Source organism: Lentzea sp. NPDC055074 (assembly GCF_053608005.1).
Window position 1 is genome coordinate 185,185 of the sequence record NZ_JBSGUQ010000017.1, and the last position, 13,112, is coordinate 198,296.

At 69.3% G+C, this 13,112-nt stretch carries 10 protein-coding genes and 1 tRNA gene; 4 read left to right on the top strand and 7 right to left on the bottom strand.

Annotation, left to right across the window (positions count from 1 at the left end):
- Positions 1 to 136: 136 nt before the first annotated feature.
- On the bottom strand, positions 137 to 2,902 hold the full coding sequence (locus tag ACWF7A_RS32485; RefSeq protein WP_452254318.1) for a BTAD domain-containing putative transcriptional regulator: 2,766 nt from the start codon (positions 2,900 to 2,902) through the stop codon (positions 137 to 139).
- Between the two features lie 101 nt (positions 2,903 to 3,003).
- On the opposite strand from ACWF7A_RS32485, the gene ACWF7A_RS32490 reads away from it, so the two are divergent.
- On the top strand, positions 3,004 to 4,038 hold the full coding sequence (locus tag ACWF7A_RS32490; protein WP_452254319.1) for an ADP-ribosylglycohydrolase family protein: 1,035 nt from the start codon (positions 3,004 to 3,006) through the stop codon (positions 4,036 to 4,038).
- Positions 4,039 to 4,365: 327 nt separating this feature from the next.
- Here the strand turns inward: ACWF7A_RS32490 and ACWF7A_RS32495 are convergent, their stop codons facing one another.
- Genes ACWF7A_RS32495 through ACWF7A_RS32505 form a run of 3 tightly spaced genes read right to left on the bottom strand, consistent with a single transcriptional unit; the run spans position 4,366 to position 6,931 of the window.
- Positions 4,366 to 5,106 (bottom strand): FAD:protein FMN transferase, encoded by a 741-nt coding sequence (locus tag ACWF7A_RS32495; RefSeq protein WP_452254320.1) that lies wholly within the window; start codon positions 5,104 to 5,106, stop codon positions 4,366 to 4,368.
- A 2-nt stretch (positions 5,107 to 5,108) separates the two neighbouring features.
- Positions 5,109 to 5,621: an FMN-binding protein gene (locus ACWF7A_RS32500; RefSeq protein WP_452254321.1), complete on the bottom strand. Its 513-nt coding sequence runs from the start codon at positions 5,619 to 5,621 to the stop codon at positions 5,109 to 5,111.
- A gap of 14 nt (positions 5,622 to 5,635) precedes the next feature.
- Entirely contained in the window at positions 5,636 to 6,931 is a 1,296-nt protein-coding gene (locus ACWF7A_RS32505; protein WP_452254348.1) for a ferredoxin reductase family protein, read from the bottom strand.
- A 198-nt stretch (positions 6,932 to 7,129) separates the two neighbouring features.
- Between ACWF7A_RS32505 and ACWF7A_RS32510 the strand changes: the two genes are divergently transcribed.
- Together ACWF7A_RS32510 and ACWF7A_RS32515 are read left to right on the top strand one after the other, a co-directional pair.
- On the top strand, positions 7,130 to 7,828 hold the full coding sequence (locus ACWF7A_RS32510; RefSeq protein ID WP_211335635.1) for a response regulator transcription factor: 699 nt from the start codon (positions 7,130 to 7,132) through the stop codon (positions 7,826 to 7,828).
- Between the two features lie 8 nt (positions 7,829 to 7,836).
- Positions 7,837 to 9,249: a sensor histidine kinase gene (locus ACWF7A_RS32515; RefSeq protein ID WP_452254322.1), complete on the top strand. Its 1,413-nt coding sequence runs from the start codon at positions 7,837 to 7,839 to the stop codon at positions 9,247 to 9,249.
- On the opposite strand, the gene mgrA is transcribed toward ACWF7A_RS32515, so the two are convergent.
- The 3 genes from mgrA to ACWF7A_RS32530 form a co-directional block, all read right to left on the bottom strand.
- Positions 9,250 to 10,278, bottom strand: coding sequence for an L-glyceraldehyde 3-phosphate reductase (mgrA, locus tag ACWF7A_RS32520; protein WP_452254323.1), 1,029 nt, complete (start codon positions 10,276 to 10,278; stop codon positions 9,250 to 9,252).
- A gap of 68 nt (positions 10,279 to 10,346) precedes the next feature.
- The gene (locus tag ACWF7A_RS32525; protein WP_452254324.1) at positions 10,347 to 10,907 is read right to left on the bottom strand and encodes an RICIN domain-containing protein; all 561 of its coding nucleotides are present in this window, start codon (positions 10,905 to 10,907) and stop codon (positions 10,347 to 10,349) included.
- A 474-nt stretch (positions 10,908 to 11,381) separates the two neighbouring features.
- Positions 11,382 to 11,454 (bottom strand) — tRNA-Thr (locus ACWF7A_RS32530).
- Positions 11,455 to 11,629: 175 nt separating this feature from the next.
- Here ACWF7A_RS32530 and ACWF7A_RS32535 point away from each other — a divergent pair.
- Positions 11,630 to 13,057 (top strand): threonine/serine ThrE exporter family protein, encoded by a 1,428-nt coding sequence (locus ACWF7A_RS32535; protein ID WP_452254325.1) that lies wholly within the window; start codon positions 11,630 to 11,632, stop codon positions 13,055 to 13,057.
- The last annotated feature ends 55 nt before the right edge of the window (positions 13,058 to 13,112 follow it).

The following is a 13,112-nucleotide window of genomic DNA, read 5'->3' on the forward strand; positions in this document are numbered from 1 at the left end:
AAGGCCCGACCGGCACTCTCCCCCGAATGCCGGTCGGGCCCTCCAGAAGCAGGCGCCTTACCCCCTCGGTAATCCCCCACTCGGCGGCCTGCTCGTCCAACATCCCATGCTTTGGGACCAGACGACTAAACGTCCGCTAAACCTCGGACGACAACGAGTCCAAGGCGGCTCTCACCTCGACCGCCCGAGCCGAGTTGACCTGCGCGTACAGGCGCAGCGCCTCCGTCAATTCCGCTGCCGCAGCAACCCATTCCGCCCGACGGAGCAACACGCCGCCGAGCACGTGCCGGCCGAAGCCCTCGAGGTACGTCACCTCCGCGACGGCGGCCTGGTCGACGACCTGGCGGGCCAGCATCTCGGCCTGGTCCAGGGCTCCCGCCTGCAGGTGCAGCTCGGCGAGGTTGGCGAGTCCGCGCATCAACGCGACGTTGTCACCGGAGCGCCGGTACACCTCGACGGCGTGGGCCTGGTGCTGCAGCGCGATCTCCACGTGCCCGCGGGCCTGTTCGACCTGCGCCACGTTGTTGAGGCCGTGCGCCTCGCCGACGACGTCACCGGACTGCTGCGCGAGCTGCACGGACTCCCAGAAGTGCAGCAGGGCCTCGTCGTGCTGCTCCAGCCGGAACAGGACGTCGGCGAGCTGGGCGAGCGTCAGCACGAGGTACTGGCGCTCACCCAGCTCCACCGCGATCCGGTGCGCGCGACGCGCGTCCGGCAGCAGGACGGGCCGTCCCAGCCGGGCGTTCGTCGTGTAGGTCGTGTCCAGCATCAGGACCAGGCCGAGGCGGCTCCCCGTCACCTCGGCCGCGGCCAGGCCGAACCCGACCAACGCCACCCACTCGCCGGTGAGCGCGCGCACTGTCGCGTAGTGGTGCAACAGCCGGACCAGCTGCCACACCTGGTCGTGCAGGCCCCTTTCGGCGGACGCGTGCACGACCGCGACGATGTTCGGCCACTCCTGGTCGAACCAGTCGAGCGGGTCGCCGAACGCCGGCAAGGCCGTGGAACCGTTGTCCGCCAACGCGAAGTCGAGTCCGTCACGCGCGGGCCTGATGGCCCGGCGGACGTGGTCGCACGCCACGAGGTAGTAGTTCACCAGGCGCCGCAACGAGTCCAGGTCCGCACGGCCCGCCCCGCGCACGTACAGGCGGACCAGCTCGTGCATCGTGAAGCCGTCCGGCCACGGTTCGACCAGCAGGTTCACCCCGACGAGCTGCGCGAGCCGGGACCGGGCCGACTCGACCTGGACGCGGGTCAGCGCGGCGACGGCGTGCGGCGACATCCACCGGCCGGGCGCCATGCCGACGGACTGGAAGATCTCGCCCAGCTCGGACGGCAGGTCACGGGTCGAGAGGTCGAGCGCCCGCGCCACCCCGAGTCCCGCCCCGGGCAGGTCGAGGCCGCGCATCCGCTGCCCGTCGTCGGCCAGCTCCCCCACCAGCTCCTCGACCGTCCACTCCGGACTGATCACGAGCTTCGCGGCGGCCACCCGCAGCGCGAGCGGCAGCCCTCCGCAGAGCTCCGCGAGCTTCTGCGAGGCCGCCGGGTCCTCGACCGACAGCGGCTTGCCCAGCACGTCGTCCACCAGCGCGCGGGACGACGGGTCGTCCAGCGGGCCGAGCTTGCGCACGCGAGCGCTGTTGGTGACGACCAGCCGTTCCATCAGCGACCGCGACGTCACCAGCACCACCGAGCCCGACCCCGGCGGCAGCAACGGCTGGACCTGGTCGTGGGCCGTCGCGTCGTCCAGCACCACCAGCACGCGACGGCGGTGGAGCAACGAGCGGTACAGCCCGACGCGGTCCTCCACGCCGACCGGCACGCCGTCCGCCGGAACGCCCATCGCCACCAGGAACCGGGTCAGCACCTCGCCCGGCTCGGTCTCCCCCAGCGACGCGAACAGCACGCCGTGCGGGAACAGCTCGGAGTTCTCGTGCCCCCACGTGATCGCGAGGGCGCTCTTGCCGACACCGGGCGCACCGGTCAGCACGGCGACCGACGTCGCCAGCAGGTTCCGGGTCGCCACCACGTCGTCGAGCCACACCCTGTCGTCGTCGCGGCCGAACAGCCGGGACGCCGACGCGGGCAGCAGGGCGGGCGCCACGATCCCGGCGCGCGGGGCCACCGGGCGCGACTCGACCGGGCCGATCACGCTCAACGACGGGTCGTCACGCAGCACCTGCTCGTGCAGCGCCCGCAGCTGCGGGCCGGGGTCGATGCCCAGCTCGTCCACGGCGCGGCGCTGGAAGCGCTGGTAGGCCTCGAGGGCGTCGGCGCGCTGGCCGCTGCGGTACAGCGCCCGCATGCTGTGGGCGACGAGGCGTTCGCGGAACGGGTACTCGGTGCACAGCCCGCGCAGCTCGCCGACCAGCTCCAGGTGGCGGCCCAGTTCGAGCTCGGCGTCGATGCGCTCCTCCAGCGCCGACAGCCGCAGCTCCTCCAGGTCGGACGTCATCGGGTCGCCCGGCACGTCCGCGAGCACCGGACCGCGCCACAGACCCAGCGCCTCGCGCAGCAAGCCCGCCCTGATGGCGGCGGGCTTGCCGCGAGAGGACGCCACGAGCTGCTTGGCACGGTGCAGGTCGAGGCGCCACGGATCGACGGTCAGCTGGTAGCCCGTGGGCGTGGTGCGGATGGTCGCGGAGCCCGCGGGATCGGACTCCTCCAGCACCTTGCGCAGCCGCGAGACGTACCCGTGCACGATCGTCCGCGCGGTGGCCGGAGGCGTGTCCGTCCACAGCGCGTCGACGATCTGGTCGATCGAGACGGGTCGGTTCGCCTCGACGACCAGCATGGCGAGCAGTCCGCGCATGCCGCGGCGGCCCAGTTGGACGAGCCGTCCGTCCGCGAGCACCTGGAGTGGACCGAGCACGCCGAACTCGAGTCCGGTTTTGCTCCGCATGCCCCTCCTCAAGTGCGCTGACCTCGTCACTTCAGAAGGTGGGCAAGCCCGAGTCTCAGATACAAGTACGGCCCAGATTCGCGGGACGCTACTGTTCACACGTGCCGCGAGATCGGAACTCCGTGGTTGACCGCGGCGCCGGGTGTCTCCTCGGCGGCGCTCTCGGTGATGCGCTCGGTGCGCCCGTGCAGTACCTCGGCTGGGCCGACATCCAGCGCGAACACGGTCCCGAGGGCGTCCTGGGACCACCGAAGCCAGCGCTGTTCACGGACGACACCCAGCTGACCCTGTTCACCGCCGACGGTTACCTGCGCGCCTGGGTGCGGGGCAAACGCACCGGGGACTGGGAACCGTCCCAGATGGTCTGGCACAGCTATCGACGCTGGCTGATCACCCAGCAGCAACCGGCCCCCGAGCGGGGTGCGGTCGGGCTGCTCGCCGACGAACGGCTGTACGAGAGCCGCTCGCCGGGCCTCACGTGCCTGCGCGCGCTGGCGGCCGAGACACCGTCCACTCCGGAGAATCCGCACAACGAGTCGTCCGGCTGCAACGGCGTCACGCGCACCGCTCCGGCGGGCTTCGCGCCGTCCGCGGCGATCGCGTACGACCTCGGCTGCCGGTTCGCGGCCCTGACGCACGGCGGCACGGGCGGCTGGGTCTCCGGCGGCGCGCTCGCGTTGCTGGTCCACCTGCTCGCCGTGAAGGCGCGCCCGTTGCGTGAGGCGATCGACCAGGTCATCGGACGCGTGCTGCGCGACGACACGTACACGGCGACGGTGCTGACACGGGCCGTGGTGCTGGCGGACGAGCACGACGGTTCGTCGCCCGTGCGCGTCGACAGGCTGGGCAGCGGCTGGACCGGTCCGGAGGCACTGGCGATCGCGGTCTACACCGTGCTGACGCACCCGAAGCCGTCGCAGTTCGTGGACGCGATGCGCGCGGCCGCGAACCACTCCGGCGGCAGCGACGCCACGGCGGCGTTGACCGGCAACGTGCTGGGCGCGTTGCACGGCACGGACGCGCTGCCCCGCGACTGGCTGATGGGCCTCGAGATGGTCGACGTGCTGGACGCGATGGGCCGCGATCTCGGCATGTCCGCGGTGAACCTGGACTTCAACGAAGACCGCTACGCGTAACTTCGGCCGACCAGCCAACCGCGCGTGGTTGCGAGTTCGCGCTGGTCGTCCGTTCGCCTCTTCGTCGTGAATCGGCGAAGCCCAATCAGGGCGAAGCGGCGGGCGGATGGCCAGCTTCCCGGCGAACGAGCCGGAGTCTGCGGAGCAGCGACCAAAAAAAACAGGAACAGCCCGTGGGGAGCGCTCCCGAATTCGCTCACCCACGGGCTGTTCCGCACGATCACTTGGTCAACAGCAGGCCGGGTCTTGCCCCGAGCGCGAGCTCCGATCCAGCTCTTGATCAACGAAAAACGTGCCCCGGAGTCAAGGCTCCGTTGGGCGAGCATGTTAACAGATGTGTACGGGAAGTCCAGGACTCGAGTACACGCGACGATCTTCGTCGACGATGAAGACCTCGCACTCCTCCTGTGCCGCCGCCCACTCGATCCCGTCCCTGCCCAGCGCAAACGCTGCTGTGGCAGTGGTATCCGCGATCGCGAGGTCGTCGGAGAAAACGGTGACCGACAGGATTCCCGTGACGGGCTCGCCGGTGCGGCCGTCGAGGATGTGCTGTCCGCGTTCGTACAACGCTGACGTGGCAACGGCTCCGTCCCGCACGCCGAGCACGACGCTGAGCTGGTCGGCGAGATCGGGGTGCCGAACGCCCACGCGCCAAGGCTTTCCGGGCTCGGGCTCGCCGGCCGTCACGACGTCGCCGCCGGCGTTGACGCAGAAGGAGGTCGCTCCGCCCTCGCGCAGCACGTCCGCCGCCCGTTGCACCGCCCAGCCCTTCACGACCGCGCACGGGTCGAGACCGCGGCCCGGCACCTGTGCCGTGAACGCGCCACCCGTCGACTGCTCGTACCAGTCGCACAGCGACAGCACCTCGACCAGGTCCGGGGTGAGCTCTTCCCTGGTGAGCTCACCCCGGTCCAGCCGGGACACCTCGCTGTCGGGCTTGAACGGCGAGAACCGGGCGTCCGCCTCACGAAGCCAGGCGAACGCCCGCTCGGCCAGTGCGGCGTCCCCGTCACGCAGGTCCACCGAGATCGGCAGGCCCATGACGTGGTCGACGCGCCGCACCGCCACGGCTACCGCGCCCCGTCGAGGGCGGCCTGCAGCGACTGCTTGTAGCCGTCGGAGGTCGCGGTCGCGCCGGACACCGTGTCGATGTCCGCGCTCTGCGCCTTCAGGGCCGACTCGCGCAGCAGCGGCAGCGCCATCCTGGTCGGGTTGCTGTTGGGCGCCCGCAACGCCTTCACGTCAACGATCTTGGTGCCCTGCAACGTGACCTGCACCTGCACGGTGCCCTCGGAGGTGTTCACCGCGGGCCCGGGCACGGTGCGGTTCTGGGCCTGCTGCTGGGTGGTCTGCTGCTGCTGGGTCGTCTTGGGTGCGGCGCCCGTCGTCTTCGGTGCGGCACCGGTGGCCTTCGGGGCGGTGGTCTGGGGTGTGGTGGTCCGGGGTGCGGTCTGCTGCTGTTCCTGGGCCGCCGGAGCGGCGGCCTCGTTGATCTCGCCCTCGTGCGCGGCACCGGGTGAGTAGAGCCAGACCGGGACCAGGCCGGCCACGCTGAGCACCGCTACGGGAATTGCCCACTTCACGTCGTCGAACCCCTTCAGTTGGCCAGCGCGAAGCGCTCGGCGTGGATCTGGTTGCTGGGCACTCCCAGTTCGTCGAGGCTCTTGATCACCGTGTCGGTCATGCCGCCGGGGCCGCAGATGAAGACGTCGCGGTCCAGCACGTCGTGGACGAGCGCGGCGATGTTCTCCGGTCCGAGCAGCGGGCCGTTCGCGGTGATGGTCTTCGAGGAACCGGTGACCAGGCGCAGCACCGCGCCCTTGGCCCTTACGAGGCCTTCGATCTCGCGCAGCAGCACGGCTTCGCGCGGGTCACTGACCCGGTAGAGCACCACGACGTGACCGCGGATCTCCTCCAGCAGCGCGCGCACCGGCGTGATGCCGACACCACCCGCGACGAGGAGAGCGTTCGGCTTGGTCTGGTGCATGGTCGTGAACGCGCCGTACGGGCCCTCGGCGAACACACGGGTGCCGACCTTGATGTTGCGGATGTCCGCGCTACCGGTGCCCAGGGCCTTCGCGGTGAGCCGCAGGTACTTGCCGTTCGGCGCCGCGGACAGCGAGAACGGGTTGGCCTGCCACCAGCGGTCCTTGGTCAGGAAGCGCCACAGGAAGAACTGGCCCGCCTTCGCGCCCAGCTGGTCGAGGTCCTTGCCCTCGATGTAGACCGAGACGACGTTGTGCGCCTCGGGCACCACGGCGGCGACGTGGAACTGGTGCTTCCAGTTGCGGTAGAGCGGGAGCACCACGCGGCCGAGGAGGACGGAGCCGAGCGCGAACGCCCACAGGCCCCACCAGTAGCCGGTCGCGAGCGCGGACTTGCGGAACGTGCTGCCCACCGCGACCTGGTGCGAGAACGCCAGGAAGATCGCGACGTAGGTGTACAGGTGGATGAAGTGCCAGGTCTCGTAGGCCAGCCGGCGCCGCGCGAAGCGGGCCGAGACGGTGCCGACGACCATGATGATCGCCCACGCCACCAGCGCGCGGAGGATGCCCTCCAGCTCGGTCGCCTGCCGGACGATCTCGGCGACCGGGCCGTCGGCGCCCGCGTTGCCGAACGCGATGAAGACCAGGTGGCCGATCAGCGTGAAGAAGATCGTGAAGCCGACCCAGCGGTGCCACCCGGTGAGCTTGTCCATGCCCAGCCGCCGGTCGAACCAGGGCAGCCGTGCCACCAGGAGAAGCTGGAACGCCATGGCGAGCGCGCCGTAGAGACCCGCGAGCCGGCCGAAGTTGACCAGCTTGTTCGAGCCGACGCCCGCCGCGTTGAACAGGTACGTCACGAACGCCGCGTTGGCCAGGAGGAACACGTACAGGCCGGCTTTGGCCAGCATCTTGTGCGGCGTCGCACGGCCGGCCGCAGCCTGTCGCGCTGGGGGCTGCAGGGTGGTCGTCACGGCGGGCTCCTCGGTCGGGCGGTCTCTGGCGGTCGATCTCGATCCTTGGCGTTCGAGCTGTGGCTCCCCTTTGCCCGCGCTGTCGACTTCCTGTCGATCGAGCGCCGGAGCCACCAGGTGACGCACCATGAGCACGTGGACAAGGGGAACTCGGTTCGATTGCTCGTCGTAGATGACGAGCCGCACATCGCTGACCTGGTCGCGACGGTCGCCCGGTACGAGGGCTGGCAGGCCGCGACGGCGCTCAACGGCGAAGAGGCGTTGAGAGAGGCAGCCGAGTTCCAGCCGGACATCGTCGTGCTCGACCTCATGCTGCCTGACCTGGACGGATTCACCGTCCTAGATCGAATGCGGGCGGCCGGGGCGATGGTTCCGGTGGTCTTTCTGACGGCCCGTGACGGCACCGCGGACCGTGTGGCAGGCCTCACCAGAGGCGGCGACGACTACCTCGTAAAACCTTTTTCGGTCGAGGAGCTGATGGCCCGGCTTCGGGCCGTGTTGCGCCGTTCGACGGGTCCGTCGTGGAAGCGATCGGTGCTGAAGGTGTCCGATCTGGTGATGGACGAGGACACGCGCGAGGTCCGCCGCGGTGGCAAGCTCGTGACGCTGACGCCGACCGAGTACGAGCTGCTGCGGTACCTGATGCGGCGCTCGCCGGCCGTGCTGACGAAGGCGCAGATCCTCGACCACGTGTGGGAGTACGACTTCGGCGGCCGCTCCAACGTCGTCGAGCTCGTCATCTCCCACCTGCGCCGCAAGCTCGACGACGGCCGCGAGCCGTTGATCCACACCGTACGCGGTGTGGGGTACGTGCTCCGCCGAGCAGCTGAGTGAGCCCCACGATGAAGTTGCGGTTGAAGCCCGTCCGCGACTGGCGGCTCGGCACCCGCCTCGCCCTGGGCCTGGGTGCGCTCGCGCTGACGGTGTTCGTGATCGTCGGCTGGGTCATGATCTCGTCGATGAAGGACTTCCTCGACCGCCGCCTCGACGACCAGATGGTGATCAGCCAGACGAGCGCGGTCAAGGAGATCGACAACCACGGCAAGGTCTCCAAGCTGCCGCCGGACTGGCTCGCCGTCGTCTACAAGATCGAGGACGGGGAGCTGAAGCCCCAGCCGGGCGACCAGCAGCCCGCCGACCGCGAGGAGTTCGACGCGCTCGCGAAGAGGGCGCTGGTCGCCGACGAGTTCCAGACCGAGTACCTGCGCGGCGAGGGCAAGTTCCGGCTGCGCGCCTGCCAGGTCGTCAAGAACGAGTGGATCCTCGTCAGCGCGGCCCCGACGGACGACCGGGACGGCACGATCTCCCAGCTCGTCACGGTCGGGGTGATCGCGTTCCTGGCCGCGCTGGTCGCGTTGGTCGTGGGCGGTCAGGCGCTGATCCGCAAGGGCATGCAACCCCTGTCGGACATGGCCGACACCGCGCACGACATCTCGTCGCACGACCTCACCGACTCGGGCGACCTCACCGTGCGCGTGGACGGACGCGGTGGCGGCGTCGAGGTCGAGGAGCTGCGCGAGGCGTTCAACAAGATGCTCGCGCACATCGACTCTTCTTTGGCCGCCCGCACGGCCGCAGAGCAACGCCTGCGCCGGTTCATCGCCGACGCCTCGCACGAACTACGCACGCCCCTCACGTCGTTGCGCGGCTACGCGGACCTGTTCAAGTACGCGGCGGCCAACGAACCGGGCGAGCGCGAGAAGCACCTGGAGAAGCTGCGGTCGGAGGCGTCGCGCATGAGCGTGCTGCTCGACGACCTGTTGTTGCTGGCACGCCTGGACTCCGCGGCGACCGAACCGCCGTTGCGCCCGGAGGACCTCGACCTCTCGGTGGTCGCGGAGGCCGCCGCGGACGCGTTCCGCGCGGGCAGGCCGTCGCACGAGCTGATCCTGGACGCGGACACGGTCTCGATGACCGCGGACCCGACGCGGCTGCGGCAGGTGCTCGACAACCTGCTGACCAACGCGGCCGTGCACACGCCCGCCGGCACCGCGGTGGTGCTGAAGGTGACGGCCGAGAACGGCTGGGCGGTGATCCGGGTGGCCGACACGGGCCCCGGCATCCCGGCCGCGGACCAGGCGAGGATCTTCGACAGGTTCTACCGCGTGGACGACTCGCGGACCCGCCAGCGCGGCGGCAGCGGCCTGGGGCTCGCCGTGGTCCAGTCGCTGGTGGAGGCGCACGGCGGCACGATCGAGCTGTCCAGCAGGCCGGGGTCGACGGTCTTCACGATCCGCCTCCCCCGGCACCCGTAGCTACTCGGCCTGCGAGCTCGTCGCCCAGAGGTCGATGCCCGACTCGACGGCGTGCTTGTCGATCTCGGCGAGCTCGTCGTCGGTCAGCGGCGGCGCCTGCAGGGCCGCCAGGTTCTGCTCCAGCTGCCCGACGGAGGAGGCGCCGATCAATGCCGACGTGACGCGCGGGTCGCGGATCGTCCACGTGAGCGCGAGCTGCGCCAGCGACTGACCGCGCGACCGGGCGATCTCGTTGAGCGACCGGATGCGGCCGAGGTTCTGCTCGGTCAGCAGGTCCGTCGACAGCGACTTGCCCTGCGACGCCCGCGAGCCCTCGGGAACACCGTTGAGGTACCGGTCGGTCAGCATGCCCTGCGCGAGCGGCGAGAACGCGATGCAACCGGCGCCGACCTCCTCCAGCGTGTCCAGCAGCTCCGGCTCGATCCAGCGGTTGAGCATCGAGTACGACGGCTGGTGGATCAGCAACGGCACACCCGCGCTCTTGAGCAGCTGGGCGGCCTCGCGGGTCTTCGCGGGCGAGTACGACGAGATGCCGGCGTAGAGCGCCTTGCCCTGCTGCACCGCGGACACGAGCGCGCCCATGGTCTCTTCCAGCGGCGTCTCGGGGTCGAACCGGTGGGAGTAGAAGATGTCGACGTAGTCGAGGCCCATCCGCGTGAGCGACTGGTCGAGCGAGCTGAGCAGGTACTTGCGGCTGCCCCACTCCCCGTACGGCCCGTCCCACATGTCGTAGCCGGCCTTGGTGGAGATCACGAGCTCGTCGCGGTACGGCCTGAGATCATCCTTCAGGATCTGCCCGAACGTGATCTCCGCCGAACCGTAGGGCGGACCGTAGTTGTTGGCGAGGTCGAAGTGCGTGACACCGAGGTCGAACGCCCTCCGCGCGATCCCGCGGCCCAGCTCGTAGGGGCGGTCACCGCCGAAGTTGTGCCACAGGCCGAGCGAGATGGCGGGCAGCTTGAGGCCGCTGCGTCCCGTCCGCCGGTAAGTCATCTGGTCGTAGCGCGCGCTATCCGCGAGGTAGGACATGGTGACCACGATGTCACGTCCTAACGAGACAGTGCAGGACATGAATCGTGGTCACCACGTGCCGGCGGTCACGCGTTCTGGATCCGCCAGTGCTGGTCGTTGAAGTTCGGGTGGCAGTCGAACTGGAACGCGGGCGCTCCGTTGTGGTTCGCCGCTGCGCTCACCACGAGGCAACGGCCGGTGACGTTGTTGATGACGACGCTGTAGAGGTAGTAGCCGATCGAGTCATAGGCGTCGACGACGAACCAGTGCTGATCGGCGTAACCGGCGCAGTCGAGCTGGAACGCCGGTGATCCGTTGTAGTTGTCCGCCGACCTGATGGAGAGACACCGGCCCGTGTACGCGTTGCGGACCTCCCACCGGTCGTAGCCGTAGTACCGGAGGTCCCAGACCTGGTCCGCGAACCCGCAGTCGTGCTGGAACGCGGGCGCGCCGTTGTAGTTCGCCGCTCCCCTGACCGCGAGACAACGGCCGGTGTTGACGTTCTTCCAGGTGCTCAGGAACTGGGCCGTCACCTCGCCGGAGCGCTTGACGTAGGTGATCTTCTCCGCGGCCTGCGCGGGAGTGTTCAGTGTCGCGACCATGAAAAGAGCCGCCGCCATGACCAGGACACGCCGAAGAAACGCCATGAGCAATCCCCCATTGCCGAGTGGTCGAAGTGTGGCGAGAGTACTGACGATCCGCGTCGCGGCACGCCCGGTTGCACACCGGGGCAGACCACTCGATCAGACGAAGCCGGATGGCCGCAGCCGAACGCCGGGACCCGCTCCCGATGCGATTCCCCGCCGGCACGGCCGCAGATCCGCGGTTCACATATGAGGTCGGCTCATTCCCGAAGTGGACTCGCCCAGCGCTGTCGAAGTTGTTCCGGGGCTTCACGAACCGAACCGCGACCAAACGACTACGGAACGCACATGAGGCGGTGCGGATAGTGCCGGAAAACGGGCTCCGCAAGGACACCGCTCGACTTCTGGCAAGCGGCTGAGCCCGTCGACCAGCGCGAAGGAAGGCTTCTTGGCCCGCGCGAAACAACGCGGTGTCGGACCCCGGGAAGCATGAAGGCTCCCCGACCAACCGTCATGGCTGGTCAGGGAGCCGAATTGAGCCGGCGAGGGGAATCGAACCCCTAACCTTTCGCTTACAAGGCGAGTGCTCTGCCAATTGAGCTACGCCGGCCGGCGCGTGTTCGCGAACATCGTAAGCGCCCGTTGCGGGTGCTACCTGCGGCGAACGGTCTGCTCTCAGTGTGATCGGATTGCTCCAACAGGAGTCACACCAACCAACCGAGTGGATCAAAGCGTCAGACCGACCGCCTTGACCAGGTCAGGAGGGTAACCAACAGATAGTGATCATGTCCTCCTTTTCGGGTCGCCCGATCGGAGGTGGCCGACGACACAGCAACAGTCGAAGTGCCCGCCACGATCACACGACGGAGGTGCACGAGATTTCCACGAACAGCCTGCACGGCCCCGCTCTGCCCGATGACACCACGGTTCACCTGGTACTCGATCTCGCCCTGAAGATCGGTGAGGTCCAAATGTCCAGTGGGGCCGGCGCGGCCGACGTGACAGCCACGATTCTCTCGGTCACCGAGAGCTATGGACTTCCGCACACGGAAGTCGACGTGATCTACACCTCTATCAGCGTGTCGTGTCATCGCGGCACGGAGGCGCCGCCGATCACGTCGATCCGCGTCGTTCGTCAGCGCAGTCTCGACTACACGCGACTCGCGGACGTCGAGCACCTGGTGCGCAATCTGGGGCCTATCGAAGAAGCGCACGCACGGCTCGAAGACATCACGAACGCCGCGCACCCGTATCCCCGTTGGGTCGCCACCGCCGCGTGGGGTGGCATGGCCGCCGCGGTCGCGTTTCTCGTCGGCGGCGGGCTGGTGCTCGCGCTCACCGCCGCGGTCATCACGGCCGTGGTCGACCGGGTCGGCCGGATCCTCAACCGCCGCAACCTGCCGTTCTTCTTCCAGCAACTGGTGGGCGGCGCGCTCGGCACGGGTGCCGCGCTCGCGATCTTCTCGACCGGGTTGCTGCCGGTGCGGCCGAGCCTGCTCGTCGCCGTCGGGATCGTCGTGCTGCTGTCCGGGCTCGCGCTCGTCAGCACCGTGCAGGATGCGATCTCCGGCTACAACGTCACCGCAGCGGGCCGCACCGTCGAGACCGTGCTGCTCAGCGCCGGTCTCATCGCGGGTGTCGCGCTGGCGATCCGCGCGGCCGTCCACTTCGGACTGGACATCAAACTCAGCGACCCGTTGCCCGCTCTGATCTCCGCGGTGCCGATGCAGTTCGCGGCCGGCGCGGCGACGAGTGCGTTCTTCGCGCTCGCCTGTTACGCCCGGCCCCGCGCGCTCGTCGCCGCCGCCATCTCCGGCGCGATCGGAACGGCCGCCTACGGACTCATGACGAGCCTCGGCCTCGACGCGCTGCTGAGCTCCGCGGTAGCCGCCGCGATCACCGGTTTCGGCGGCGCCACGATGACCCGCCGGCTGCGCATCCCGACGCTCGTCGTCGTGCAGGCGGGCGTCGTCCCGCTGCTGCCCGGCTGGACGACCTACCGAGGCCTGTTCCAGCTCACCGCGGAGGGCGATCCGGCCGGTCTGAGCACGCTGGTCTTCGCGAGTGGCATTGCTCTCGCCCTGGCCGGAGGTGTCGTGTTCGGCGAGTACCTGGCCCAGCCGGTGCGCACTGGACTGGGGCGTCTGGAGCGCAAGTTCGCAGGTCCTCGCATGTCAGGACCGCTCAAACCCACCAAGCGTCGTTTGGAGTGAAACTCGCTGTGACGGGGGTTACACGACACGCCGACTCCACGCTCAGCAACTAACG

Bases quoted from the DNA above. Each gene is read 5' to 3' on its own strand.
- ACWF7A_RS32515 (WP_452254322.1), top strand. From the start codon at position 7,837: ATGAAGTTGCGGTTGAAGCCCGTCCGCGACTGGCGGCTCGGCACCCGC.
- ACWF7A_RS32525 (WP_452254324.1), bottom strand. From the start codon at position 10,907: ATGGCGTTTCTTCGGCGTGTCCTGGTCATGGCGGCGGCTCTTTTCATG.
- ACWF7A_RS32485 (WP_452254318.1), bottom strand. From the start codon at position 2,902: ATGCGGAGCAAAACCGGACTCGAGTTCGGCGTGCTCGGTCCACTCCAG.
- ACWF7A_RS32505 (WP_452254348.1), bottom strand. From the start codon at position 6,931: ATGCTGGCCAAAGCCGGCCTGTACGTGTTCCTCCTGGCCAACGCGGCG.
- mgrA (WP_452254323.1), bottom strand. From the start codon at position 10,278: ATGTCCTACCTCGCGGATAGCGCGCGCTACGACCAGATGACTTACCGG.
- ACWF7A_RS32535 (WP_452254325.1), top strand. From the start codon at position 11,630: ATGTCCTCCTTTTCGGGTCGCCCGATCGGAGGTGGCCGACGACACAGC.